This window comes from Mesorhizobium sp. M0618 (assembly GCF_040320765.1).
Classification (GTDB): domain Bacteria; phylum Pseudomonadota; class Alphaproteobacteria; order Rhizobiales; family Rhizobiaceae; genus Mesorhizobium.
Window position 1 is genome coordinate 1 of sequence record NZ_JAMYQH010000008.1, and the last position, 23,795, is coordinate 23,795.

22 protein-coding genes and 1 tRNA gene are annotated in these 23,795 nt (G+C 63.2%); 16 read left to right on the forward strand and 7 right to left on the reverse strand.

From position 1 onward, the window contains the following. Window positions 1-152 precede the first annotated feature (152 nt). Window positions 153-620 carry an Hsp20 family protein gene (locus NKJ04_RS10760; protein WP_013529716.1) on the reverse strand — a complete coding sequence of 156 codons (468 nt, stop codon included), beginning with the start codon at window positions 618-620 and terminating at the stop codon, window positions 153-155. 480 nt (window positions 621-1,100) lie between these two features. Here NKJ04_RS10760 and NKJ04_RS10765 point away from each other — a divergent pair, with 480 nt between their 5' ends. After that, window positions 1,101-2,078: an alpha/beta fold hydrolase gene (locus NKJ04_RS10765; protein WP_128303128.1), complete on the forward strand. Its 978-nt coding sequence runs from the start codon at window positions 1,101-1,103 to the stop codon at window positions 2,076-2,078. 97 nt (window positions 2,079-2,175) lie between these two features. Here NKJ04_RS10765 and hisN read toward each other — a convergent pair whose 3' ends face one another. After that, entirely contained in the window at window positions 2,176-2,949 is a 774-nt protein-coding gene (gene hisN / locus NKJ04_RS10770) for a histidinol-phosphatase (RefSeq protein ID WP_023810077.1), read from the reverse strand. A 327-nt stretch (window positions 2,950-3,276) separates the two neighbouring features. Continuing rightward, a complete protein-coding gene (locus NKJ04_RS10775) occupies window positions 3,277-4,218 on the reverse strand; it encodes an N-formylglutamate amidohydrolase (RefSeq protein ID WP_352674819.1) in 942 nt (313 codons plus the stop codon). A 164-nt stretch (window positions 4,219-4,382) separates the two neighbouring features. Here NKJ04_RS10775 and cpdR point away from each other — a divergent pair, with 164 nt between their 5' ends. Both cpdR and NKJ04_RS10785 read left to right on the forward strand, forming a co-directional pair. Next, window positions 4,383-4,745, forward strand: coding sequence for a cell cycle two-component system response regulator CpdR (cpdR, locus tag NKJ04_RS10780; protein ID WP_006199474.1), 363 nt, complete (start codon window positions 4,383-4,385; stop codon window positions 4,743-4,745). Window positions 4,746-4,861: 116 nt separating this feature from the next. Further along, window positions 4,862-4,936: transfer RNA gene (locus tag NKJ04_RS10785), tRNA-Val, on the forward strand. A gap of 154 nt (window positions 4,937-5,090) precedes the next feature. Here NKJ04_RS10785 and NKJ04_RS10790 read toward each other — a convergent pair. Then, entirely contained in the window at window positions 5,091-5,297 is a 207-nt protein-coding gene (locus NKJ04_RS10790) for a hypothetical protein (protein WP_023810079.1), read from the reverse strand. Window positions 5,298-5,482: 185 nt separating this feature from the next. Further along, window positions 5,483-6,637: a dihydrodipicolinate synthase family protein gene (locus NKJ04_RS10795; protein WP_352674821.1), complete on the reverse strand. Its 1,155-nt coding sequence runs from the start codon at window positions 6,635-6,637 to the stop codon at window positions 5,483-5,485. Window positions 6,638-6,876: 239 nt separating this feature from the next. On the opposite strand from NKJ04_RS10795, the gene NKJ04_RS10800 reads away from it, so the two are divergent. The 13 genes from NKJ04_RS10800 to NKJ04_RS10860 all read left to right on the forward strand — a co-directional run bounded on the left by NKJ04_RS10800 (window position 6,877) and on the right by NKJ04_RS10860 (window position 21,976). Beyond that, window positions 6,877-7,935: a LacI family DNA-binding transcriptional regulator gene (locus tag NKJ04_RS10800; RefSeq protein WP_027037607.1), complete on the forward strand. Its 1,059-nt coding sequence runs from the start codon at window positions 6,877-6,879 to the stop codon at window positions 7,933-7,935. Continuing rightward, a complete protein-coding gene (locus NKJ04_RS10805; RefSeq protein ID WP_352674823.1) occupies window positions 7,932-9,533 on the forward strand; it encodes an acyl CoA:acetate/3-ketoacid CoA transferase in 1,602 nt (533 codons plus the stop codon). Before NKJ04_RS10800 ends, NKJ04_RS10805 begins: the two co-directional genes overlap by 4 nt. Continuing rightward, a complete protein-coding gene (locus tag NKJ04_RS10810; protein WP_352674826.1) occupies window positions 9,526-10,302 on the forward strand; it encodes an enoyl-CoA hydratase/isomerase family protein in 777 nt (258 codons plus the stop codon). Before NKJ04_RS10805 ends, NKJ04_RS10810 begins: the two co-directional genes overlap by 8 nt. A gap of 10 nt (window positions 10,303-10,312) precedes the next feature. Continuing rightward, a complete protein-coding gene (locus NKJ04_RS10815; protein WP_352674828.1) occupies window positions 10,313-11,824 on the forward strand; it encodes an aldehyde dehydrogenase family protein in 1,512 nt (503 codons plus the stop codon). A gap of 57 nt (window positions 11,825-11,881) precedes the next feature. Then, complete coding sequence (locus tag NKJ04_RS10820; protein ID WP_352674830.1) at window positions 11,882-13,135, forward strand: ABC transporter substrate-binding protein; 1,254 nt, start codon at window positions 11,882-11,884, stop codon at window positions 13,133-13,135. A gap of 104 nt (window positions 13,136-13,239) precedes the next feature. Beyond that, window positions 13,240-14,196: a carbohydrate ABC transporter permease gene (locus NKJ04_RS10825; RefSeq protein ID WP_127290550.1), complete on the forward strand. Its 957-nt coding sequence runs from the start codon at window positions 13,240-13,242 to the stop codon at window positions 14,194-14,196. Next, a complete protein-coding gene (locus tag NKJ04_RS10830; RefSeq protein WP_023810088.1) occupies window positions 14,193-15,137 on the forward strand; it encodes a carbohydrate ABC transporter permease in 945 nt (314 codons plus the stop codon). The genes NKJ04_RS10825 and NKJ04_RS10830 overlap by 4 nt, the downstream gene beginning before the upstream one ends. A gap of 4 nt (window positions 15,138-15,141) precedes the next feature. Continuing rightward, on the forward strand, window positions 15,142-16,257 hold the full coding sequence (locus tag NKJ04_RS10835; protein WP_023810089.1) for an ABC transporter ATP-binding protein: 1,116 nt from the start codon (window positions 15,142-15,144) through the stop codon (window positions 16,255-16,257). A gap of 88 nt (window positions 16,258-16,345) precedes the next feature. Beyond that, the gene (locus tag NKJ04_RS10840) at window positions 16,346-17,863 is read left to right on the forward strand and encodes a GMC oxidoreductase (RefSeq protein WP_352674831.1); all 1,518 of its coding nucleotides are present in this window, start codon (window positions 16,346-16,348) and stop codon (window positions 17,861-17,863) included. Next, window positions 17,860-18,621 (forward strand): 3-ketoacyl-ACP reductase, encoded by a 762-nt coding sequence (locus NKJ04_RS10845; RefSeq protein WP_352674832.1) that lies wholly within the window; start codon window positions 17,860-17,862, stop codon window positions 18,619-18,621. Before NKJ04_RS10840 ends, NKJ04_RS10845 begins: the two co-directional genes overlap by 4 nt. A gap of 12 nt (window positions 18,622-18,633) precedes the next feature. After that, window positions 18,634-20,262 carry a GMC family oxidoreductase gene (locus NKJ04_RS10850; protein ID WP_352674834.1) on the forward strand — a complete coding sequence of 543 codons (1,629 nt, stop codon included), beginning with the start codon at window positions 18,634-18,636 and terminating at the stop codon, window positions 20,260-20,262. Window positions 20,263-20,279: 17 nt separating this feature from the next. Continuing rightward, a complete protein-coding gene (locus tag NKJ04_RS10855) occupies window positions 20,280-20,588 on the forward strand; it encodes a Dabb family protein (protein ID WP_352674836.1) in 309 nt (102 codons plus the stop codon). 152 nt (window positions 20,589-20,740) lie between these two features. Continuing rightward, window positions 20,741-21,976: an MFS transporter gene (locus NKJ04_RS10860; protein ID WP_502897898.1), complete on the forward strand. Its 1,236-nt coding sequence runs from the start codon at window positions 20,741-20,743 to the stop codon at window positions 21,974-21,976. 8 nt (window positions 21,977-21,984) lie between these two features. Here NKJ04_RS10860 and NKJ04_RS10865 read toward each other — a convergent pair whose 3' ends face one another. Both NKJ04_RS10865 and NKJ04_RS10870 read right to left on the reverse strand, forming a co-directional pair. Beyond that, entirely contained in the window at window positions 21,985-22,830 is an 846-nt protein-coding gene (locus tag NKJ04_RS10865) for an EamA family transporter (protein ID WP_352674839.1), read from the reverse strand. Continuing rightward, window positions 22,827-23,729 carry an endonuclease/exonuclease/phosphatase family protein gene (locus tag NKJ04_RS10870; RefSeq protein ID WP_352674842.1) on the reverse strand — a complete coding sequence of 301 codons (903 nt, stop codon included), beginning with the start codon at window positions 23,727-23,729 and terminating at the stop codon, window positions 22,827-22,829. Before NKJ04_RS10870 ends, NKJ04_RS10865 begins: the two co-directional genes overlap by 4 nt. Window positions 23,730-23,795 lie beyond the last annotated feature (66 nt).

Below are 23,795 nucleotides of genomic sequence, written 5' to 3' on the forward strand. Positions count from 1 at the left end.
CCATCTGCCCCCCCCCGCGCCACCACCCGGTGGACCCCACCCCAGTCCATGCGCGGGGTTTTGGCACTCTGCGCCCCTCCACCCTAATCCCCCCAAAAAAAACACGGCGTGCCCCGCCGCCCCCGCTTCCGTCTCGGGAGGAGACTTGTACTTTAGGCAGCGGTCTTGGCCTCGATCTGCTTGGCCTTGGCCGAAGACGCCGTAATGGCGATCTTGCGCGGCTTCAGCTCCTCGGGGATGTTGCGCTTGAGGTCGACGAAGAGCAGGCCGTTCTTCAGCGAGGCGCCAACGACCTCGACGTGGTCGGCAAGCTGGAAGCGGCGTTCGAAAGCCCTTGAGGCAATGCCGCGATAGAGCAGCTCAGAGCCTTCGCCGGTACCCTCATCCTTGCGCTCACCCTTCACGGTCAGCACGTTGCGATGGGCTTCGATCGAGATTTCCTCGTCCGAGAAGCCGGCAACCGCCATCGAGATGCGGTAGGAATCCTCACCGGTGCGCTCGATGTTGTAGGGCGGATAGGTCTGCGCGCCATCCGGCTGCGCAAGCGAATCGAGCATCGTGAACAGACGATCGAAGCCGACGGTAGAGCGATAAAGCGGGGAAAAATCAACGTGACGCATGAGGTGTTCTCCTTTTGAGCAACATGGTTTGCGTATGACCGGTGCGAAACCCTTGAGCGGCGTTTCGGGTGGGCCAGCGGCCCCGACATTGGCGACCGCACGAGACATTTGGGGAGCGCAGGAAAGCATTTCAAGATTTCACCTGGCGGCAAAGGCCACGGCGGCCGGCCCCTTGATGAACGGCAGATGAACCGGCACTTCGGCGCGCGTTCAGGCAGCCGGCGCTAGGGTGCATTTCAGGATCAAGGACTGGCGGCGCCGATTGCACAACAGGCACCGCAACGAGGCCGACCGGGTGTAACGTCCCTTCCTCCCGGATCGACAGAGGCCGGAAGCACGCTTTCGAGCGACTTCCGGCCTTCCCTGGTGCAGCCTCCCCTTCACCGGGAATTCCTTGGCTTTTGGCGCATGGGCGTCTATCACCTTAGCGGAGCCGGCCAGCGCAGGCGGGCATGCGAGACGCCGAGCACGAAGCGCCGAATGACGGATCTTTTCACCGAAAACTCCCTTTTTCACGAAATCGAGGGCAATCCGCGGCCGGAAAATGCCACCGGCGGCTTCTTCACCACGCGTGACCGCAAGAATATCCGCTACGGCCTGTTCGGCGCAGTCGCTCGCCCGATGAAGGGCACCGTGGTCCTGCTCACCGGCCGCAACGAGTGCATCGAGAAATATTTCGAAACCATCCGCAACCTTGCCGATCGCGGCTTTGGCGTCGCCACCCTCGATTGGCGCGGCCAGGGCGATTCCGACCGGCTGATCCGCGATCACCAGCGCGGCTACGTCAGCAGCTTCCGCGACTACACCGCCGACCTCGAACAATTCTTCGAGGAGATCGTGCTGCCCGATTGCCGCGGACCGTACTACATCCTCGCCCATTCGGCAGGTGCCTTGATCACCCTGCTTGCCGCCCCGTCGATGGTGAACCGCATCCGGCGCATGGTGCTGATCGCGCCCTTCCTGACGCTGCCCGACCTGCCGGTCTCGATCTCGACGGTTCGCCGCGTCTGTTCTCTGTTCTGCGCTCTCAGCCTCGGCCGGCTCTACGCCGCCTGGGGTCCGCGGCCGAGGGTAACGGCCCCTTTCGAGACCAACAAGCTGACATCGGACCCGGAGCGCTATCGGCGCAACACACGGATCTACGAAGAGTTTCCGCAACTGGCACTTGGTGGTCCCACGATCCGCTGGCTGAAGGCGGCCGCCGAGGCATCCGAAGCTGTCAGCGACCCCGACTTCATGGCAGGGATTCAGGTCCCCCTGCTGATAATCGCCGCCGGCGCCGACCAGGTCGTCTCGACCAGGGCCGTGGAAACCTACGCCAGGCGTCTGCGGCTCGGTTCGCTGCTGATGATCGATGGCTCCCGCCACGAAATCCTGCAGGAAGCCGACATTTATCGCGAGCAATTGCTCGCCGCTTTCGACGCCTTCATTCCCGGGAGCGACGACCCCACAGCCTGACAGGCGCCGGTCGCTGGCCCGCTCCCCAAGGGGTGCGCCGGCAGTAAAACGACTGCTTCAAGCGGTCGGCATCACTTGAATGGCAGCGGACGCTCGTTTAGCCGCGCAAGGCGGCCATGGCGGCGGCATGAAGCTCCGGCGTCGCCGCGGCGAGCACATCGCCGCCCTGTTCCGCCGGCCCGCCATCGAATGTGGTGACGACGCCGCCTGCCTTTTCGATAATCGGGATCAGCGCCACGATGTCGTAGGGCTTCAATCCGGGATCGGCGACGATGTCGACGCTTCCTGAGGCGATCATGGCGAAGGCATAGCAATCGGCGCCATAGCGGGCGAGCTGGATCTGTCTTTCGAATGCATCGTAACGGTTGCGCGCCTCGCCCTTGAACAGGGCCGGCGTGGTGGTGAACAGCGTCGCTTGGTCCAACTTCGTCGTCTTGCGGGTCGTCAGTTTTCGCGGCCCGCCTGGCCCCTCATAATGGGAGCCCGAGCCGTTGGCGTAGAAAAGCTCGCCGGTGAAGGGTTGCGCCATCATGCCGGCAACGGCGTCGCCGTCGATCGTCAGCCCGACCAGTGTGCCCCACACCGGCAGGCCGGAAATGAACGCGCGCGTGCCGTCGATCGGGTCGATCACCCAGACATGCCGGCTCGAAATGTTCTCGCTGCCATGCTCTTCACCAAGAATGCCATGGTCGGGATACTCAGCAGAGATCAGCGCCCGGATGGCGCGCTCGGCCTCGCGATCGGCCTCGGTGACCGGATCGAAACTGCCCTGTTCCTTGTTGGCGACCGCACCTTGGCTGCGAAAGCGCGGCAAGGTCTCCGCCGCTGCCACCTGCGCGATGCGGCGCATGAAACCGACACTGATGTCCAACTGATTCTCCCGCACTGCAGCATGTCCGAGCCGTGCTCTGCCGCCAATTTCGTACCAAAACAAGAGTGTTCGACGACTTTTCCGCGACGGCATCTGTTGCCCGGATGTCACACAAGCGTCGTCGAAACGCAATTTCCACATCAGAGTGAATTAAAAAAGCCTCAAGGTCGCTTGACATTTGTGCAGCGCACAATACCCTTGATCTCGGACAGGGTTTCCTGTCCATGCCCTCCTTGGGCGTTTCCTCCCTAGACTTCGACCGTATCGTGCAAACGATGCGGTCTTTTTTTACGCCGCGATTTCACTCTGCGGCCAACGGCCGGTCGCTCACTCGGCGGCTAGCGGCAGGTCGATGAAATGATGGTCGGGCATCGACATCAGGTCGGCTGAGAACCGCGTCAGATCATCGGCCAGCGCATCGAAGCCGGCGGCCTTCTCGAATGTCCGCTCGTTCATGTAGAGCCCGCGATTGACCTCGATCTGCAGCGCATGCAGATGGCGCGCCGGGCGGCCGTAATGCTCGGTGATGAAGCCGCCGGCATAGGGCTTGTTGTGGGCAACCGAATAGCCCATGGCGCTGAGCAGGCCGATCGCGGTCTCGGTCAGGGCGGCGGTTGCCGAGATGCCGAAGCGGTCGCCGATGATGAAGTCGGGCCGCAGACCGCTGTCGCCGACACGGATGCTCGCCGGCATCGAATGACAGTCGATCAGCACGGCAAAACCGAACCGCGCATGGGTCCGGGTCAAAAGCCGCTTCAGCGTTTCGTGATAGGGCTTGTAGACGGCTTCGATGCGGGCAACCGCTTCGGCCAGCGGCAGGCGACCGGAATAGATGTCGAGCCCCTCGCCCACCAGCTTCGGCACCGTGCCAAGCCCGCCAGCCACCCGCGCCGAGCGGATGTTGCAGAAAGACGGCACTGGCTCGGCGAACATGCGCGGATCGAGTTCCCACGGCTCGCGATTGACGTCGAGATAGGCGCGCGGAAAATTCGCTGCCAGCAACGGCGCGCCTAGCGCCACGGCGCCGCCGAACAGCTCATCGACGTAACAGTCTTCCGACCGGCGGATGGCATTGCGGTCCAGCCTTGCCATGGCCAGGAAGCGTTCGGGATAGTAGCGGCCGCTATGCGGCGAGTTGAAGAGAAAGGGGACGCGCTGCTCGGCGCCCGACCGGATTTCGAAGGGTGGAAAGACCGAAAAATCCTCGGCTGCCGTCTTCAATTTGAGCGAACCCGAAAACACCAGTGCATCATGATGTGAAAGTGCCACCTTGCAGGCCGCGTGTCCAGCATTTCAGCGGCAGCACACGCCCTGGCAAATATGGATCATCGCCGTCCGCGTTCACTTGATGTTTACCCTCACCTCCTCATATACAGGATGGTTAACGGGCTTGCCCAACGGCAATCTCGGGCGGGTGATTCGGACGGGATATCATGGCACGCATTCTTCTGGCGGAAGACGACGACGATATGCGTCGGTTCCTCGTCAAGGCGCTGGAGCGCGCCGGTTACCAGGTCAGCGATTTCGACAATGGCGCCAGTGCCTATGAGCGGTTGCGCGAGGAGCCGTTCTCGCTGCTGTTGACCGACATCGTCATGCCGGAGATGGACGGCATCGAACTGGCACGGCGCGCCACCGAGATCGATCCTGATCTGAAAGTCATGTTCATCACCGGTTTCGCCGCCGTTGCGCTGAACCCGGACTCCAAGGCGCCGAAAGACGCCAAGGTGCTGTCGAAACCGTTCCATCTGCGTGACCTCGTCAACGAGGTCGAGAAGATGCTGCAGGCGGCCTGAGCCGTTTTCTAGGCGAGGCGCCGCACCTCTTCGCCACTGCGGCGAGACGACGCCTTCTTTCCTTTTTCCTGCTATTGACGCGCTGGATCAAAAATGGTGTATGCGCGGCTTCGGATGGGCGTGTAGCTCAGCGGGAGAGCACTGCATTGACATTGCAGGGGTCACAGGTTCAATCCCTGTCACGCCCACCATCCAACCAGACGATCAGACTTGAATCGGCATCCTGGCCCGCTCGCCCGAGCTGGACAATTTTCGTTCGCCCAAGGGAAGCTGGACACTGGCGAGTTTTTCGAGCGCAACGCGCCCGTCCCGGCGTTTGACCGGAACGGGCCGCACTCGATCAGATCATTGCGGCGCTGGATCAGGCGTATTTCCCGGCCTGTCGCCGCCGCCCTTGCCTTCGCGACAAGGCTCTCCGAGACCGCAGCATTTGCCGTTGTAGGTGACGCCAGGCTTCAGCTTGTCGCATTCCCTGGGAGCGGTTGTCTTGCAGCCGGCCAGCACCGAAACGGCGATGGCGGCCAAAAGGACGTTTCTTGAAACAGTAAACATCAGACGTTCTCCTTGATGGACCATGTTTGGACACATCGCTTGGTCGCGCCTCGAGAGAAATTGGTTCACAAGAAAATTGGTGACGCGAAAACCACCCTCGCGGTCGTTCGACAGCGGAAACACCTGGGCAGGCGCAGCAATCGCGTGGCGACGCGTCCTCTTCGACCGGTCAGCCTTTCCGCGCTTCAGATGCCCGCGACGGTGCAAAGGCTCTTCATTCTGGCCACCGCCAGATCGGGATCGGCGAGCAATCCTGCCTGGTCGGCAAGGCGGAACACGTCGGCATAGTGACGGATGCCGCGCGCCGACTGCATGCCGCCGACCATCGCAAAATGGTCCTGGTGGCCATTCAGCCAGGCCATGAAGACGATGCCGGCCTTGTAGTACTCGGTCGGCGCCTCGAAGATTTTTCGCGATAGTGGCACGGTCGGCGCCATCAATGTGTCATAGCCGGCGCGGTCACCCTCCGCCAGTTTCGCCAGCGCTGCATTGGCGACCGGGGCAATCGCATCGAAAATACCGAGCAGTGCGTGCGAGTGTCTTTTCTCGTCGCCGGCGATCAGTTCGGGATAGTTGAAATCGTCGCCGGTGAACATGACGACGCCGTCCGGCAGACGGTTCCTCAGCGCGACCTCCTTGCCGGCATCGAGCAGTGAGATTTTTATTCCCTCCACCTTGCCAATATGGCGTTCGATGATGGCAACAACTGTATCGAGCGCGGCCTCGAAATTCTCGCTGCCCCAATAGCCCCTGAGCGCCGGATCGAACATGTCGCCCAGCCAGTGCAGGATGACCTTGCCGGATGCCTGGGACAGGATGCGGTCGTAGACGCCGACATAGTCGTCCGGCCCCTTGGCCACAGCCGCCAGTGCCCGGCTGGCCATCATGATCGCCTTGCCGCCCAAGCCTTCGATGAAAGCGAATTGCTGCTCATAAGCGGTGATCACATCGTCCAGCGTCCTGGCGGTGGCGGGCGCCAGATGGTCGGTGCCGGCACCCGAGGCGAGATCGGCGCCATCGACGGTACGCGCCTCGGCGATCGAACGGCGGATCAATTCCTGCGCGTTTGCCCAGTCGAAACCCATGCCGCGCTGCGACGTGTCCATCGCTTCGGCGATGCGGAATCCCAGCCGCCACAGATGGTGACGGAACGCCATCGTCCTGTCCCAGTCGACCACCGGCCGGGACCATGGATCGGTCATGGCGAGCGGATCGGCAACGACGTGCGCGGCGGCATAGGCGATACGCGAAAATCGCGCGCCGATGTCAGGCTGCACGGGCTCGCCAACCAGCGTGTACCGGGTGCTGCCGCCACCCTCACCAGGCAAGGAAATGTCCATCCATCTCTCCCTTCGCAACGCTACTAAATGGAACGTTCCAATAAATCAAGAACCTTTAAGATTCCGGCTCCACGGCAGGAAGAATGCTGCATTGCAACACAAATCCTTGTGGAGCAAGCCATTTGAGTACGCACAATCGGCGTTCGAGGCGCGGGAAAAATCCCGATTGACTTACGAGCGGGGCAGAGATTAGAACGTTCCAATAACTTTGGGCCTGCACTCGGGGAGGATGCATCTGGATGGCCAACCGGGCCAAGGCGACAATATTCGACATCGCCCGCGAAGCAGGCGTGTCCAAATCGACGGTATCGCTCGTGCTCCAGGGCAGCGGGCTGATCCGGCCCGAAACAGCGAGCAAGGTGCGCAAGGCGATCGAGGATGTCGGTTACGTCTACAACCGCGGCGCCGCCAATCTGCGCAAGGCTCACTCCAATGTCATCGGCATGGTAATCAACGATCTCACCAATCCTTTCTTCGCAGAGCTGGCGGTTGGCATGGAACGCGTCTTCCAGTCGGCCGGTATCGTGCCGTTCATCGCCAACACGGCGGAAAATCCGGTACGCCAGGAAGAAGTGCTGAAGTCGTTGATGGAGCAAGGCGTCGCCGGCCTCATCGTGTCGCCGGCTCGCGGCACGACGCCGGGCGCCTTCAGGCGGATCGAGACGGCAGGTCTGCCGGTGGTCTTCGCCATGCGCCGGCTTCCCGAGAGCCGTATTCCGGTTATCGCGCCCGACAATCATCGCGGCGCCTATCTCGCCACCGCCCATCTGATCGGCAAGGGACATCGCAGGCTGGTCTTCTTCGGCGGTTCGTCCGACCTGGTGGTCTATCACGATCGGCTTGGCGGATTTCGCGAAGCCTGCGAGACGCAGGGCATCTCCGACCGCGACGCACTGGTCGTCGAGGGAGAGACCAGCCGCAGAGGCGGTATCGCGTGCCTCGAAACCGCTCTCGCTATGGCTGAACCGCCGACCGCGGCGCTCTGCTTCAACGACGCTGTCGCCTTTGGCGCCATGCTGGCGCTGCGCAAGCGCGGGCTTGAGCCGGGAACTGATTTTGCCATCGTCGGTTTCGACGATGTGGCCGAGGCCGAACATTACATGCCGGCTCTGACCAGCGTCGCGGTGGATTCGGCCGGCCTCGGCGAACGCGCCGCCCATGTCATGCTGAAAATGATCCAGTCGCGCACCACACGCGCCGAAGACCATATTGGCGCGGTCAATCTGGTCGTCAGGGAAAGCTGTGGCCCGGATCGCCGCACCCGAAACAGGACGGCCGGTTCGGGGAGCACGAATTGAGCAAGGTCGTTTCGGCAGCGCAGGCAGCGGGCCTGATCAAGGACGGCATGGTCGTATCCGTGTCGTCGTCGAGCGGCCTCGGCTGCCCCGACGCGGTGCTTGCCGCGATCGGCGAACGCTTCGACGGGGAAGGCCATCCGAAGAACATCACGACGCTGCACCCGATCGCAGCCGGGGACATGTACGGCATCAAAGGCATCGACCATCTGGCCAAGCCCGGCCTGCTGAAGCGTACTTTGTGCGGCTCCTACCCGTCCGGCCCCTCCTCTTCCGAACCGCCGCAGATCTGGAAGATGATCGGCGACAATTCGGTCGCCGCCTACAACGTGCCGTCCGGCATCCTGTTCGACATGCACCGCGAAGCGGCCGCCAAGCGGCCGGGCGTGCTGACCAAGGTCGGCCTCGACACCTTCGCCGACCCGCGCCACCAGGGCTGCGCCATGAACGCCGCCGCCAGCGAGCCGATCGTTTCGGTGCAGCAGTTCGACGGCGAGGAATGGCTCTATTTCCGCTCCATCGTGCCGCAGGTCTCGATCATCCGCGCCACGTCGGCCGACGAGCGCGGCAACCTCACCTATGAGCATGAGGGTGCCTATCTCGGCGGCCTCGAACAGGCACTCGCCGCCCGCAACAATGGCGGCATCGTTATCGCGCAGGTCAAGCGCGTCGTCGAGAACGGCACGCTGAAACCGCATGATGTGCGCGTGCCGGGCGTCCTGGTCGACCACATCGTCGTCGCGCCCGACCAGTTGCAGACGACGCTGACACCCTATGACCCGGCGATCTCCGGAGAGATCTTCCGGCCGCTGTCGAGCTTCCGCACGCCGGAGATGAACGTCCAGAAAGTGATCGCGCGCCGCGTCGCCATGGAGTTGCGCGACGGCATGGCCGTCAACATCGGCTTCGGCATTTCCGCCAATGTCCCGCGCATCCTTCTCGAGGAAGGACAGCACGGCAAGATTACCTGGGTGATCGAACAGGGCGCGGTCGGCGGCGTGCCGCTGCTCGACTTCAAATTCGGCTGTTCGTCGAACGCCGACGCCTTCATGCCCTCGCCGCACCAGTTCATCTATTTCCAGGCAGGCGGCTTCGACGCCTCGCTATTGTCCTTCCTGCAGATCGACCGCCATGGCTCGGTCAATGTCTCGAAGCTTTCGGCGCGCCCGCATGTTACCGCCGGCGCCGGCGGCTTTGTCGACATCACCGCGCGGGCGAAGAAGATCGTGTTTTCCGGCTTCTTCAACGCCGGGGCAAAACTCTCATTGGCCGATGGCGCCATCCGCATCGATCAGGAGGGCAAGGTCAAGAAGGTGGTCAACGAGGTCGAGCACATCTCGTTTTCGGGCAAGCGGGCAGTCGCGCAGGGGCAAGACATCACCTATGTCACCGAACGCTGCGTGATGAGGCTGACGCCGGAGGGCCTGGTCGTCACAGAACTCGCACCCGGCATCGATCTGCAGCGCGATGTGCTGGCGCAGTCGGAGATCCCATTGGGCGTTGCCAAGGACCTCAAGACGACACCGGCAGCCCTCTATCAAGAGCAACCGATAGGCCTGTCGCTGAATGGCGGCGCCTCGCTCGGAGGCGCGCATGGCTGAACCTCTCGTCACTTTCGAGCAGGATGGCGCCATCGGCATCGTCACGCTGCGCCGACCGGAGAAATTCAACGCGCTGGATATCCCCATGCTGCGGGCGCTGGAGACGGCGCTCGACGCAGCCGAGATGGCCGAGGGCGTCCGCGTCGTGCTGCTGCGCGGCGAAGGCAAGGGCTTCTGCGCCGGCGGCGATGTCGAGGCGTGGGCGCGGATGAGTGCCGCCGATTTCCAGGTGCAATGGGTCCGCTATGGCCACCGCGTCTTCGACCGCTTGGCGCGACTGCGGCAGCCGACCATCGCCGTCCTGTCCGGCCATGCGCTGGGCGGCGGGCTGGAACTGGCTGTGGCTTGTGATTTCCGCATCGCGGAAACACAAGTGAAACTGGGCTTTCCCGAAACCTCGATCGGCGTCGTTCCGGGCTGGTCCGGCACGCAGCGCGCCGTGCGCCGCTTCGGCGCGCAGACGGTGCGGCGCATGGCGCTGGGCGGCGAGATCTTTCTCGCCCCTGAAGCACTGGCCTTGGGCATTGTCGATCGGGTGGTCGAGACCGGCAAGGCGCTGGCTAATGCACAGGCCTGGGCGGAAAAGATCGCCGAGCGCGGCCCGCTGGCGACCGAAGCCGCCAAGCTGATGATCGCGGTCGCCGAAGGCGAGGAAAGTGCCGCCGCCACCGAAGCGCTGGCCAGCGGCTTCATCGCCCTGACCGGAGATCTCAAGGCCGGCGTCGATGCCTTCAAGGCCAAGCAGAAGCCGGCCTTTTCGAGATCCTAGAGGAAAACAGATGAACGCCCCCCTCAAGATCGCCATGCCGGCCGAGGCGGCTGCGGCACCGAAAGCGTACAGACTGCTGATCGACGGCAAGCATGTCGATGCCCGCGACGGCCGCACGATTGCTCGAAATAGCCCCGGCCACGGCTTCACCGTCTCGCACTACGCGCAGGCCGGCGCGGCCGAAGTGGAAGCCGCTGTGCGGGCCGCCCACAAGGCGTTCGAGACCGGCCCATGGCCGCGCATGAAGGCGGCTGAGCGTGCCGCGATCCTGCTCAAGGCGGCTGACCTGATCGAGGGCCGGCTGGAAGAGATCGCCCGGCTCGACGCACTGGAATCGGGCAAGCCGATCGCCCAGGCGCGCGGTGAGATTGGCGGCGCCGTCGATATCTGGCGCTATGCCGCCTCGCTCGCCCGCACGCTGCACGGCGAAAGCTATGCCAATCTCGGCGATGCCATGCTGGGCGTCGTGCTGCGCGAGCCGATCGGCGTCGTCTCGATCATCACGCCGTGGAATTTCCCGTTCCTGATCGTCAGCCAGAAACTGCCTTTCGCGCTCGCCGCCGGCTGCACGGCGGTGGTCAAGCCGAGTGAGATGACCTCGGCCTCGACCTTCGTACTCGGCGATATCCTGATGCAGGCCGGCCTGCCCGCCGGCGTCGTCAACATCCTTGCAGGTCTCGGCGCCGATGTCGGTGCGCCGATGGTCAGCCATCCCCTGGTCGAGATGGTCTCGTTCACCGGCTCGACCCGCGTCGGCAAGATGACGATGGCCTCGGCCGCGCAATCGCTGAAGAAAGTCTCGATGGAGCTCGGCGGCAAGAACGGTCAGGTCGTCTTCCCGGACGCCGACCTCGAAGCGGCCGCCGATGCGGCGGTGTTCGGCGGCTTCTTCAATGCCGGCGAGTGCTGCAATGCCGGCAGCCGGCTGATCGTGCACGAGGCGATCGCCGACGATTTTCTCAGCGCTGTCAAGGCGCTTACCGCCAGGGTTACGGTCGGCGATCCGCTCGATGACCAAACCAAAGTCGGCGCGATGATCTCGTCCGACCATCTGAAGAAGGTGGCCGGCTATGTTTCTGCCGCTGAAGGCGACGGCAGCCAGGTTTACAGCGGAGGCAAGCAATTGGCCTCCAATGTCGGCCAATATCTCGATCCCACCATCATTCGCGACGTCACCGAGGAGATGGCCATCGCCCGCGAGGAAGTGTTCGGCCCGGTGCTCTCGGTGCTGACATTTGAATCGATTGAAAAGGCGTTGCACATCGCCAACGACACGCCTTATGGTTTGTCGGCGGGCGTGTGGAGCGCCAGCATCGACACCTGCATGTCGGTGGCGCGTGGGGTGCGTTCGGGAACCGTTTGGGTGAACACGTTCATGGAAGGTTATCCCGAGCTGCCTTTCGGAGGCTACAAGCAGTCCGGTCTCGGACGCGAACTCGGCAAACGCGCCGTCGAGGACTATACCGAGGAAAAGACAATCCAGTTTCATCGCGGCCAGCGCACCGGGTGGTGGGTCGGCTGAGTTGAGAAGAACCCGGTGGGCTTCACCGGTCGTGTAATGCAACAAGGGAGGAAGTACATGTTGCGCAAACTGCTTATCGGAACGGCTCTCGCGTCGGGCCTGGCTTTCACAGCCCACGCCGAGGACGTCAAGGAAGTCCAGATGCTGCATTGGTGGACGTCGGGTGGCGAAGCGGCTGCTCTCAACGTCCTCAAGGGCGACCTGGCCAAGGAAGGCTATGCCTGGAAGGACGTGCCGGTGGCCGGCGGTGGCGGCGATGCCGCCATGACCGCGCTGAAGGCAATGGTCGCGGCCGGCAATTACCCGACCGCCTCGCAGATGCTCGGCTACACCGTGCTCGACTATGCGGCCGCCGGCGTCATGGGCGACCTGACCGAAACGGCGAAGAAAGAAGGCTGGGACAAGTCCGTTCCGGCAGCCCTGCAGAAGTTTTCGGTCTATGAGGGCAAGTGGGTCGCGGCTCCGGTCAACGTTCACTCGGTCAACTGGCTGTGGATCAACAAGGCCGTCCTGGACAAGATCGGCGGTACCGAGCCGAAGACCTTCGACGACTTCGTTGCACTGCTCGACAAGGCCAAGGCGGCAGGCGTGATCCCGCTCGCTCTCGGCGGCCAGAACTGGCAGGAAGCCACCATGTTTGACTCCGTCGTGCTGTCGACCGGCGGACCCGAGTTCTACAAGAAGGCCTTCAACGACCTCGATGACGAGTCCCTGAAGTCCGACACGATGAAGAAGTCGTTCGACAATTTGGCCAAGCTCGTCACCTTTGTCGACCCCAACTTCTCCGGCCGCGACTGGAACCTTGCCACCGCCATGGTCATCAAGGGCGATGCCCTTGTGCAGGTCATGGGCGACTGGGCCAAGGGCGAGTTCAACGCCGCCAAGAAAACGCCGGGCACCGACTTCCTGTGCTATCGCTTCCCGGGCACCGACGGCTCAGTGATCTACAACTCCGACATGTTCGGCATGTTCAACGTTCCGGACGACCGCAAGGCCGCCCAGGTCGCGCTGGCCACCGCCACCCTGTCGAAGAGCTTCCAGTCGGCCTTCAACGTCGTCAAGGGTTCGGTTCCGGCCCGTACCGACGTTCCGGACACCGACTTCGACGCGTGCGGCAAGAAGGGCATCGCCGACCTGAAGGCAGCCAACGAAGGCGGCACGCTGTTCGGCTCGCTCGCCCAGGGCTATGGCGCGCCCCCGGCGGTCGCCAATGCCTACAAGGACGTCGTCTCCAAATTCGTCCATGGGCAGATCAAGACCTCGGACGAGGCCGTGACCGAGCTGGTCAAGGCGATCGACGACGCCAAGTAAGCGCCACGCGCCAAAAACGCCTTCCCCGCTCCGGCGGGGAAGGCCCAGATCCGCGAACTTAGATCCGCGAAGCTGGTTGGCCGCGAGTCGACGGGAGGAGCCCCATGAGCACGGTAGCGACAAGCCAGATCAAGCTGACGCCGGAGCATGCGCGGCCACGCGCCTCGGTGCGCTCACGCCTGCAGGACGCATTGCCGAAGATCGTGCTGGCGCCCAGCTTTGCCATCACCATCGTCTTCGTCTACGGCTTCATCCTGTGGACGATCTATTTGTCCTTCACCAATTCCAAGACCTTCCCATCCTATGTCATCACCGGCTCGCGCGCCTATCAGCGACTGTGGGGCTGGACCTTCGACACCGACCCGCCCTCGAGCTGGTACACGTCGATCACCAATATGGGCATCTTCGGCTTTCTCTACATCTTCATCTGCCTGGCGCTCGGCCTGTTCCTGGCCATCCTGCTCGACCAGAAGATCCGCGGCGAAGGCGTGCTGAGGCCGATCTATCTCTACCCGATGGCGCTGTCCTTCATCGTCACCGGCGTCGCCTGGAAATGGTTCCTCGATCCCGGCCTCGGCCTCGAGCAGACCTTGCATCAATGGGGCTGGACGAGCTTCCATTTCGACTGGATCAAGAACAAGGATTTCGTCATCTACACGGTGGTCATTGCCGGCGTCTGGCAGGCCTCCGGCTTCATCATGGCGATGTTCCTGGCCGGCCTGCGCGGCATCGACGGCGAGATCATGAAGGCGGCGCAGATCGACGGCGCCACCACCTTCCAGCTCTACCGCCGCATCGTCATCCCGCTGCTGCGGCCGATCTTCCTGTCGGCCTTCATCGTGCTCGCGCACCTCGCCATCAAGTCCTACGATCTGGTCGTGGCGCTGACCAGCGGCGGCCCCGGCGGCTCGGCCTGGCTGCCATCCAACTTCATGTATGAGTACACGTTCAAGCGCAACGAAATGGCCGTGGGCTCGGCCAGCGCCGTGATCATGCTGATGACCATCGTCGCAATCATCGTGCCGTATCTCTATTCGGAACTGCGGGAGAAGCCGCGATGAGCGCCGTCACCACTCCCGCCCGCCAGGCCTCCGGCGGCGTCAACGTCAAGGTTATCAACCGCATCGTCATCTACGGGCTGCTGGCGCTGTTTGCGCTATTTTATCTGATGCCGCTGTTCGTCATGCTGGTGACCTCGTTCAAGACCATGGACGAGATCCAGAACGGCAACATGCTGGCGCTGCCCAGGGCGCCGACCTTCGATCCGTGGCTGAAGGCCTGGGGCGAGACCTGCGTCGGCCTCACCTGCGCCGGCATCAAGGGCTATTTCTGGAACTCCATCAAGATGGTCGTCCCAGCCGTCCTGATCTCGACGATGCTCGGCGCGCTCAACGGCTACGTGCTGACCAAATGGCGTTTTCGCGGGGCAACGCTGGTGTTCGGGCTGATGCTGTTCGCCTGCTTCATCCCGTTCCAGTCGGTGCTGCTGCCGATGGCGACCATCCTCGGCAGCCTCGGCCGCTTCGGCGTCACGCTGCAGAATGCAACGGGAACCAGCTTTGGCCTCGGCAACCCGACGGTCAACCTCGTCTTCGTCCACGTCGTCTACGGCATCGGCTTCACCACGCTGTTCTTCCGCAACTACTATGAGGCGTTCCCGACCGAACTGGTCAAGGCGGCACAGGTCGACGGCGCCTCCTTCTTCCAGATCTTCCGGCGCATCATGCTGCCGAATTCAATGCCGATCTTCGTCGTCACGGTGATCTACCAGTTCACCAACATCTGGAACGACTTCCTGTTCGCCTCGGCTTACGCCGGCACCGGCGACGCGATGCCGATGACGGTGGCGCTCAACAACGTCGTCAACACCTCGACCGGCGTCGTCGAATACAACGTCAACATGGCCGCCGCGATGATCGCGGCACTGCCCACCCTTCTCGTCTATGTGCTCGCCGGCCGCTACTTCGTGCGTGGTCTCATGGCTGGCGCCGTCAAAGGATGATCTGATGGCTTTTCTGGAAATTGATGGTCTGAGAAAGCGCTTCGGCCAGGTCGAGATCCTCAAAGGGATCGATGTCGAACTCGAGAAAGGCGGCTTCCTGGTGCTGGTCGGCCCTTCCGGCTGCGGCAAGTCGACCTTGCTCAACACCATCGCCGGCCTGGAGACGATCACGTCTGGCGAAATCCGTGTCGACGGCCGCACCATCAACGATCTGCACCCCTCCAAGCGCGACATCGCCATGGTGTTCCAGAGCTATGCGCTCTACCCGAACATGACGGTGGCCGGAAACATCTCGTTCGGCATGGAGATGCGCGGCGTGCCGGCGGCGGAGCGCCAGAAGGCCATCGACAAGGTGGCCAAGGTGCTGCAGATCGGCCACCTCTTGCAGCGCAAGCCGAGCCAGCTTTCGGGCGGCCAGCGCCAGCGCGTCGCCATGGGCCGGGCGCTGGTGCGCGACCCAAAACTGTTCCTTTTCGACGAGCCATTGTCCAACCTCGACGCCAAGCTGCGCGTCGACATGCGCATCGAAATCAAGCGCCTGCACGCCACCACCGGCACCACCATCGTCTACGTCACGCACGACCAGATCGAGGCGATGACGCTGGCCACCAAGATCGCGGTCATGCGGGATGGCGAGGTGCAGCAGTTCGGCACCCCGGCCGAGATCTACAACAACCCGAGCAATCTCTTCGTCGCCGATTTCATGGGCTCGCCGGCGATGAACCTGATCCCGGCGACCATCGGCACGTCAGGCAATGCGCTGTCGGTCGTGCTGCAGCGCGAGGCGCGCGAGCCGATCTCGCTGCCGATGGCGAATGCGCCGGCGGGCCTGTCGGCATTCCAGGGCAAGCCGATTATCTTCGGTGTCCGCCCCGAAGCCCTGACCGATCCGGAAGGTGCCGAGCGCAACGCCTCGCACATCGCAACCGCCGACTGTCACATCGAGGTCGTCGAACCGGCCGGCTCGGATACCTTCGCCGTCACCAATCTCGGCGGCAAGGGCGTGGTGGCGCGGCTGCGCGCCGATGCCAACATCCAGCCGGGCACCAACACGCCGCTCGCCTTCAACCTGACCAAGGCGGTGTTCTTCGATCCGGCGACCGAGACCCGTATTCGCTAATGTATGTCGCCCAAAAGTGGATCCGGTTTTGGGGCAACGACATGCATCAAAACAAGAAACTAAAGCGCGTCGGGACGCGATTTAGGCCATGACAAATCCGGACATCGTCATCATCGGCTCCGGCATTGGCGGCGCCACGATCGCCTCCGGCCTTGCCGGCAGCGGCGCCTCGATCCTGATGCTGGAGCGCGGCGAGCCTTTGCCGGCGACGCCGCACACACGTGACACGCGCTCGATCTTCGTCGATGGCCATTATCGGCCGAAGGAGATGTGGCGCGAAGCCGGCGGTGCCGCCTTCAATCCGGGAAATTACTACTATGTCGGCGGCAATTCGAAATTCTACGGCGCGGTGCTGATCCGCTACCGCAAAGAGGATTTTGCCGCCATGGAGCATTTCGGCGGCGTCTCGCCGGCCTGGCCGTTTTCCTATGACGAGTTCGAGCCCTGGTATTCGAAAGCCGAACAGCTGTTTCGCGTGCGCGGCACGCTGGGCGAAGATCCGACCGAGCCGTTCCATTCGGTCCCCTACGCCTATAAGCCGGTGCCCGACGAGGCACCGATTGCCCGCGCCCGCGCCGAACTTAAGGGGCTCGGCCTGCATCCCGCCTCGCTGCCGCTCGGTGTCGACATCGAAACCTGGCTGAAGGAGGGCAAGACCGGCTGGGACGCGTTTCCCAACACCGGTCAGGGCAAGGTCGATGCGCAGACCGGACCGCTGACGGCGGCGCTGAAGGACACCAACATCCGGCTCGAGACCGGCTGTTACGTCGAGTACCTGGAGGCCTCGATCGACGGCAAAACCATTGCTGCCATCCGCTATCGCCAGAACGGCGAACTGAAGAAGGTGTCGCCGAAGCTGGTCATCCTCTCCGCCGGCGCGGTCAATTCCGCCGTCATCCTGCTGCGCTCGCCCTCGCCCAACAACGGCAAGGGAGATGGCAAAGGCCTCGCCAACCGCTCCGACCAGGTCGGCCGCAATTTCATGAACCACAATTCCAGCGCCATGCTGGCGATCGACCCGCGCCGCCGCAACGATGCCGTCTACCAGAAGACGTTGATGCTGAACGACTATTACCTGTCCGACGGCAAGGGTGGCAAGCCGCTCGGCAATGTCCAGCTTCTCGGAAAGATCGACGGCAACATGCTGCGGGCCAACGTCAGGTACACGCCGAAATTCGCGCTCGACTTCATGGCCGGCCACGCCGTCGACTGGTACCTGATGTGCGAGGACCTGCCCGATCCGGAAAGCCGCATCATGGTCGACGGCAAGGACATCGTCATGCAATGGCGGCGCTCCAACATGCAGTCGCTCGACGGGCTGACCAAGGTGATGCGCGAGAATTTCCGCGCCTGCGGTTATCCCATCGTTCTCTCACGCCCCTTCGACAAGCGCACGCCGTCGCACCAATGCGGCACGATAAAGATGGGGGACGATCCGGCGACGGCGGCGCTCGATCCGTTCTGCCGCTCCTTCGATCACCGGAACCTGTTCGTTGTCGATGGTAGTTTCCTTCCGAACTCGGCGGCGGTCAATCCGGCATTGTCGATCGCCGCGCAGGCGCTCCGCGTCGCGGACCACATCCGCAAGACGGACCTCGCCGCATGACCCGCCCCTCCGCCATCGTCACCGGCGGCGCGCGCGGCATCGGCCTTGCCTGCGCCCAGGCGTTGGCGGATGTCGGCTTCGATATTCTGATCGCAGATCTTGCCGAAACAGCCGCTGATGGACTTGCCACCGACATCACCAAGCGTGGCGCGAAGTTCGCCTATGTCCGTTGCGACATCGCCGATCTCGCCAGCCACACCGCACTTGTCGATGCCGCGATGCGCGCCTTCGGCCGTATCGACTGCCTGGTCAACAATGCCGGCATCGGCGCCGTGGTGCGCGGTGACCTCTTGGACCTCAAGCCGGAGAATTTCGACCGCACGCTGGGCATCAATCTGCGCGGCACCGTCTTCCTCAGCCAGGCCGTCGCCAAGGCGATGCTGGCTGCGCCAGGCGATCACCAGAGGTCGATCATCACCATCACCTCGGTCAGCGCCGAAATGGCGTCGCCGGAGCGACCGGATTACTGCATCTCGAAAGCCGGGCTTTCGATGTGGGTGAAGAACCTGGCGCTGCGGTTGGCGCCCGAAAACATCGGCGTGTTCGAGGTGCGGCCCGGCATCATCCGCACCGACATGACTTCAGGCGTGACCGCCAAATACGATGCCCTCATCGACAGTGGACTGGTGCCGGCCAAACGCTGGGGCGAAGCATCGGACATCGGTGCGGTGGTGGCGACGCTCGCCGGCGGCAGGCTCGGTTTTTCGACCGGCTCGATCATCAATGTCGACGGGGCGCTCTCCGTGCCGCGGCTTTAAGTGGATGGTTTCATGACCGACTACATCATCGTCGGCGCCGGTCCTGCCGGCTGCGTTCTGGCCAACCGATTGAGCGAGGATCCGGCAAATTCGGTGCTGCTGCTGGAAGCCGGCGGCAAGGACTGGCATCCCTATATCCACATGCCCGCGGGCTTCGCCAAGATGACCAGGGGTATTGCCTCCTGGGGCTGGTCGACGGTGCCGCAGAAGCACATGAAGGACCGCGTCTTCTGGTACACGCAGGCCAAGGTGGTCGGCGGCGGCTCGTCCATCAACGCCCAGATCTACACGCGCGGCAACGCCCGCGACTACGACGCCTGGGAGAAGGAAGAAGGCCTCGCCGGCTGGGGCTATCGCGATGTATTGCCCTATTTCAAGCGCGCTGAGAACAACCAGCGCTACGCCAACGATTTTCACGGCGACCAGGGGCCGCTCGGCGTCTCGAACCCGATTGCGCCACTGCCTATCTGCGAGGCCTATTTCCGTGCCGGCCAGGAGATGGGCATCCCCTTCAACCCGGACTTCAACGGCGCTGCCCAAGAAGGCGTCGGCTATTACCAGCTGACCCAGAAGGATGCCCGGCGCTCGTCCGCTTCAGTCGCCTATTTGAGGCCTATCCGCGCCCGCAAGAACCTGACCGTCCGAACCGATGTGCTGGTGACGCGCATCGTCGTCGAGAACGGCCGCGCCATCGGCGTGGAGGTGGTCGACAGGCCAGGCGGCGAGAACAAAATCCTGCGCGCCGAGCGCGAGGTGATCGTCTCGTCCGGCGCCATCGGCTCGCCGAAACTCTTGATGCAGTCGGGCATCGGCCCCGCCGACCATCTGAAGTCGGTCGGCGTCACGCCGGTGCACGATCTGCCCGGCGTCGGCTCCAACATGCAGGACCATCTTGATCTGTTCGTCATCGCCGAATGTACGGGCGATCACACCTATGACAACTACGCCAAGCTGCACCGCACGGCCTGGGCCGGCCTGCAGTATCTGCTGCTGAAGAAAGGGCCGGTGGCCTCCAGCCTGTTCGAGACCGGCGGCTTCTGGTACGCCGACCCGACCGCCGCCTCGCCCGACATCCAGTTTCATCTCGGCTTGGGCTCCGGCATCGAGGCTGGCGTCGAGAAGCTGAAAAACCCCGGCGTCACCCTGAACTCGGCTTTCCTGCGGCCGCGTTCGCGCGGCACGGTGCGGCTGAAGAGTGCCGACCCGGCCGATCATCCTCTGATCGACCCGAACTACTGGTCCGATCCCTATGACCGCGCCATGTCGATCAAGGGGCTGCGGCTGGCCCGCGAGATCATGCGGCAGAAGGCGCTTGCCCCTTATGTGCTGCGCGAAGTGCTGCCCGGCCCGTCACTAGTCAGCGACGACGAGCTGTTCGCCTATGCCTGCCGCGCCTCCAAGACCGACCATCACCCGGTTGGCACCTGCCGCATGGGTCATGACGAGATGGCTGTCGTGACGCCGGATCTGCGGCTGCGCGGCATCGAGGGCCTGCGCGTCTGCGACGCCTCGGTGATGCCGCGCGTGCCTTCATCCAACACCAATGCGCCGACCATCATGGTCGGTGAAAAGGGCGCCGACCTGGTCCTTGGACGCGAGCCGCTGCCGCCGGCGGTGTTTTCCGGAAACCGGGCTGCTTAGCCACTGAGGGGTAAGATATGATCAGGCACTGTGTTTTCGCTAGATTCCGCAATGATGTCGCCGCCACCGAGCGCACGGCGATCCATGCCGATCTCAAGGCGCTGCGACAGGTGATCGACGGCATGGACGCAGTAAAATTCAGCGCCAATGTCAGCCCGGAGCCGTTCGCACGCGGCTTCACCCACGGCTTCACCATCGATTTCCGCGATGCTGCCGCGCGCGATGCCTATCTTGTGCATGAAGCGCACCAGCGCGCCGGCGCGCGCCTGGTCGCTGCCCTGGAAGGCGGCACGGACGGACTGCTGGTGTTTGATCTCGAAATCTAAACCTACCCTCAAGCCACGATCGAGTTCATCGACAGATGGCACCGGTCGGTGTCATCGCACCTTCCGCCATTCCAGCGGGCGTTCGATCAAATGAGCCACGCGAAAACGTGACCACCGGTCTTCACTGAACTGGCCGATAATTCCCCCCATCGATGATGATGGAGGAAGATTTGCCCCTTAATTCGCAGCAGAAGAAGACCGTCCTCGCCTCATTCCTGGGCTGGACGCTCGATGCTTTCGATTTCTTCCTTCTGACATTCCTGCTCACCGATATCGCGACCGAATTCCACGCCGACGTGCCCGCGGTCTCCAAGGCGCTGTTCCTGACCTTGGCGACACGCTTCATCGGAGCGTTCTTCTTCGGCATGCTTGCCGACAAATACGGGCGCAAGCCGATCCTCATGCTCAACATCGTCAGCTATTCGGTGATCGGCGCGCTGGCCGCCTTCTCGCCCAATCTTGGCATTTTCCTGGCGCTGCGCGCGCTGTTCGGCATCGCCATGGGCGGCGAATGGGGGCTGGGCAGTTCGCTGGCCATGGAATCCATTCCGCCCAGTGCCCGCGGCATGGTCTCCGGCATCCTGCAATGCGGCTATCCGGCAGGCTATCTGCTGGCGGCGGTGGTCTATGGTCTGTTCTATCAGCAGACGATCGGCGGCTACACGATCGGCTGGCGTGCCATGTTCCTGCTCAGCTTCGTGCCGGCGCTGATCGTGCTCTTCATCCGCTCGCATGTACCGGAATCGCCGGCCTTCGTCGAAGCGCAGAAGACCGCGAGACCGGGCATGTGGGAAACCCTGCAGAAACACTGGGGCGTCGCGCTCTATGCCGTCGTGCTGATGATGTTCTTCAATTTCTTCAGCCATGGCACGCAGGATCTTTATCCGACCTTCCTGAAGAAGCAGCATGGCTTTGATCCGCACACAGTGAGCTGGATCACCATCGTTGCCAATATCGGCGCCATCGTCGGTGGCCTGGCATTCGGCGCGCTGTCGGAGAAGATCGGCCGCGTCAACGCCATCACGCTGGCATGCCTGATCGCCTTGCCGTCCATCCCGCTATGGGCCTACTCGACCACGCCGTTCATGCTCGCCATCGGCGCCTTCGTCATGCAGGTCGCGGTCCAGGGCGCCTGGGGCGTCATCCCCGTGCACCTCAACGAGCTTTCGCCCGGAGCGGTGCGGGCGACCTTGCCCGGCTTTATCTATCAGGCGGGCAATCTCGCCGCGTCCTATGGCGGCCCCTATCAAGCAGGAATCGCTGAAAGCGCCGGAGGCAGCTATGGCTATGCTCTGGCGCTGTTCGCAGGCGTGGTCGCCGTCTGCATCATCATCGTCATCCGCTTCAGCCCGGAACGACGTGGCCAGGTGATGACCGTGCTCAACTAGGGTCCAGGTCAGCCGAGCCTGAGCGCAACGACACCCGCAACGATGCTGAGCGCGGCAGCACCGCGCCAGCCGGTCATTTTTTCGCCGAGAGCGAAGACCGAGATCATCATGGCAAACAGGATCGAGGTTTCACGCAGCGAGGCCACGGAGGCGATCGGCGCCTTGGTCATCGCCCACATGACGATCCAGTAGGCGGCCCCACTGAGCACGCCCGTGAACAGCCCTGCCTTCCAGTCGCGCGCCAGCACCGGCAGCGCCTTCGGCCCGCGGAAGATGAGGCACAGCACCAAGGCGCCAAAAGCATCGCAGATGAACAGCCAGGCTGCATAGCTCTGCGCGGTTGCCGCCAGCCGCGCGCCGCTACCGTCGGACAGCGTGTAACTGGCAATGAAGATAGAAGTGCCCAGCGCGAAGCCGACCGCGCGCAGATTGAGCTTTTCCAGATGCGCGCCGCCACGAAACGACATCACCAGCGTGCCGGCCGACAACAGGAAGATGCCGAGCATGGCGAACGGGCCGGGGATTTCGGCAACGACGAACATGCCGCCAAAGGCCGAGAGCAGAGGTGCGGTACCCCGCGCCAGCGGATAGATCTGGGCGAAATCGCCGGCCTTGTAGGCGCCGATCAGGAAGGTCCGGTAGCCCATGTGGAAAATGACGGAGGCGATGATGTAAGGCCACACTTCCGCCTTCGGCACTTCGACGAAAGGCAGCACCACGAGTGCTGCAGCGCCCATGCCGAGCGTCATCAGCGTGATCGACAGGAAGCGGTCGAGATGGACCTTGACCAGCGCGTTCCAGATCGCGTGCATGGCGGCGGCGGCAAGCACTGCGAAGAAGACGAAAAGCGTCATGTGGCAATTCCGGGCGTTTCCAGGTCGATGTCGACCCGCAGCGGAAAATGATCCGACGCAACCTCGCCGATGTCGGCACTGATCGAACGCACCCGCCCGGCGAACATGCCGCCGACGAAGCAATGGTCGAGCCGGCGCTTTGCCAGCTTGCCGTCGATGGTCTTCACATGGGTGTGGAAGTCCGGAACCGGCTCCCCGGCAACGGCGACAGCATCGACGAAACCATCAAGATAGGCGGCACCCCGATGGTAGGGTGTGCTGCCGACGATGCGGCGATATTCGGCGCTGCCCGGCTCCATGTTGAAATCACCCATCCAGATCGCCGCCAGCGGGTTTTCCGGCTCCGCTTCGCCGCTGGTCCAGTTGCGCGTGGGCTCGTCGTCGACGCCGCTCCACGGCCCGCCATCGGACGGTGCCCGGCGATGCTCGGCCAGGAGATAGTCGATCTGCTCCAGCCGCTCCTCGGCCGCGATATGGGCGAGATGCAGCGACAGCACCCGCACCGGCCCTGCCGGCGTGCGGATCATGCATTCAAGCGCGGCGTTGCGGGTGTTGAGCGGCCGCTGCGTACGGCGCATCGGCAGCGCATGCAGCCGCGACCAGACGATCGGCAGTTTCGACAGCACCATGGTGCCGAACTGGCGGCGCCGGTTGACCAGACGGCCGTCGCGCCTTTCGCTGGCATCCATGTCGAAGGCCGGGCAGTAGACCCAGTGATGTTCGGGCAGCAGACGGGAAAGCAGCTCCGGCTGGTCGTCGTAATTGCTGCGTTGCCAGTGCCGCTCGACTTCCTGCAGGGCAATGATGTCGGCACCGGCAACGATGCGCGCGGCGCGCGAAAGATCGTAGCGGCCGTCGCCGCCGAACCCGTACTGGATGTTGTAGCTGACCAGCTTCATTGCTTATCCGGCTCAATTTCGTGTTGGCAGTAGCGGTTCGATGCCGCGGTTGCAATGTGCAGGAGA

What these genes read in the sequence shown, in the direction of transcription:
- NKJ04_RS10795 (WP_352674821.1), bottom strand. Translation starts at nt 6,637, where the DNA reads ATGGACATTTCCTTGCCTGGTGAGGGTGGCGGCAGCACCCGGTACACG.
- NKJ04_RS10860 (WP_502897898.1), top strand. Translation starts at nt 20,741, where the DNA reads ATGATGATGGAGGAAGATTTGCCCCTTAATTCGCAGCAGAAGAAGACC.
- NKJ04_RS10810 (WP_352674826.1), top strand. Translation starts at nt 9,526, where the DNA reads ATGGCTGAACCTCTCGTCACTTTCGAGCAGGATGGCGCCATCGGCATC.
- NKJ04_RS10765 (WP_128303128.1), top strand. Translation starts at nt 1,101, where the DNA reads ATGACGGATCTTTTCACCGAAAACTCCCTTTTTCACGAAATCGAGGGC.
- cpdR (WP_006199474.1), top strand. Translation starts at nt 4,383, where the DNA reads ATGGCACGCATTCTTCTGGCGGAAGACGACGACGATATGCGTCGGTTC.
- NKJ04_RS10835 (WP_023810089.1), top strand. Translation starts at nt 15,142, where the DNA reads ATGGCTTTTCTGGAAATTGATGGTCTGAGAAAGCGCTTCGGCCAGGTC.
- NKJ04_RS10815 (WP_352674828.1), top strand. Translation starts at nt 10,313, where the DNA reads ATGAACGCCCCCCTCAAGATCGCCATGCCGGCCGAGGCGGCTGCGGCA.
- NKJ04_RS10825 (WP_127290550.1), top strand. Translation starts at nt 13,240, where the DNA reads ATGAGCACGGTAGCGACAAGCCAGATCAAGCTGACGCCGGAGCATGCG.
- NKJ04_RS10830 (WP_023810088.1), top strand. Translation starts at nt 14,193, where the DNA reads ATGAGCGCCGTCACCACTCCCGCCCGCCAGGCCTCCGGCGGCGTCAAC.
- NKJ04_RS10845 (WP_352674832.1), top strand. Translation starts at nt 17,860, where the DNA reads ATGACCCGCCCCTCCGCCATCGTCACCGGCGGCGCGCGCGGCATCGGC.
- NKJ04_RS10820 (WP_352674830.1), top strand. Translation starts at nt 11,882, where the DNA reads ATGTTGCGCAAACTGCTTATCGGAACGGCTCTCGCGTCGGGCCTGGCT.
- NKJ04_RS10760 (WP_013529716.1), bottom strand. Translation starts at nt 620, where the DNA reads ATGCGTCACGTTGATTTTTCCCCGCTTTATCGCTCTACCGTCGGCTTC.
- NKJ04_RS10800 (WP_027037607.1), top strand. Translation starts at nt 6,877, where the DNA reads ATGGCCAACCGGGCCAAGGCGACAATATTCGACATCGCCCGCGAAGCA.
- NKJ04_RS10790 (WP_023810079.1), bottom strand. Translation starts at nt 5,297, where the DNA reads ATGTTTACTGTTTCAAGAAACGTCCTTTTGGCCGCCATCGCCGTTTCG.
- NKJ04_RS10870 (WP_352674842.1), bottom strand. Translation starts at nt 23,729, where the DNA reads ATGAAGCTGGTCAGCTACAACATCCAGTACGGGTTCGGCGGCGACGGC.
- NKJ04_RS10865 (WP_352674839.1), bottom strand. Translation starts at nt 22,830, where the DNA reads ATGACGCTTTTCGTCTTCTTCGCAGTGCTTGCCGCCGCCGCCATGCAC.
- NKJ04_RS10840 (WP_352674831.1), top strand. Translation starts at nt 16,346, where the DNA reads ATGACAAATCCGGACATCGTCATCATCGGCTCCGGCATTGGCGGCGCC.
- NKJ04_RS10850 (WP_352674834.1), top strand. Translation starts at nt 18,634, where the DNA reads ATGACCGACTACATCATCGTCGGCGCCGGTCCTGCCGGCTGCGTTCTG.
- NKJ04_RS10855 (WP_352674836.1), top strand. Translation starts at nt 20,280, where the DNA reads ATGATCAGGCACTGTGTTTTCGCTAGATTCCGCAATGATGTCGCCGCC.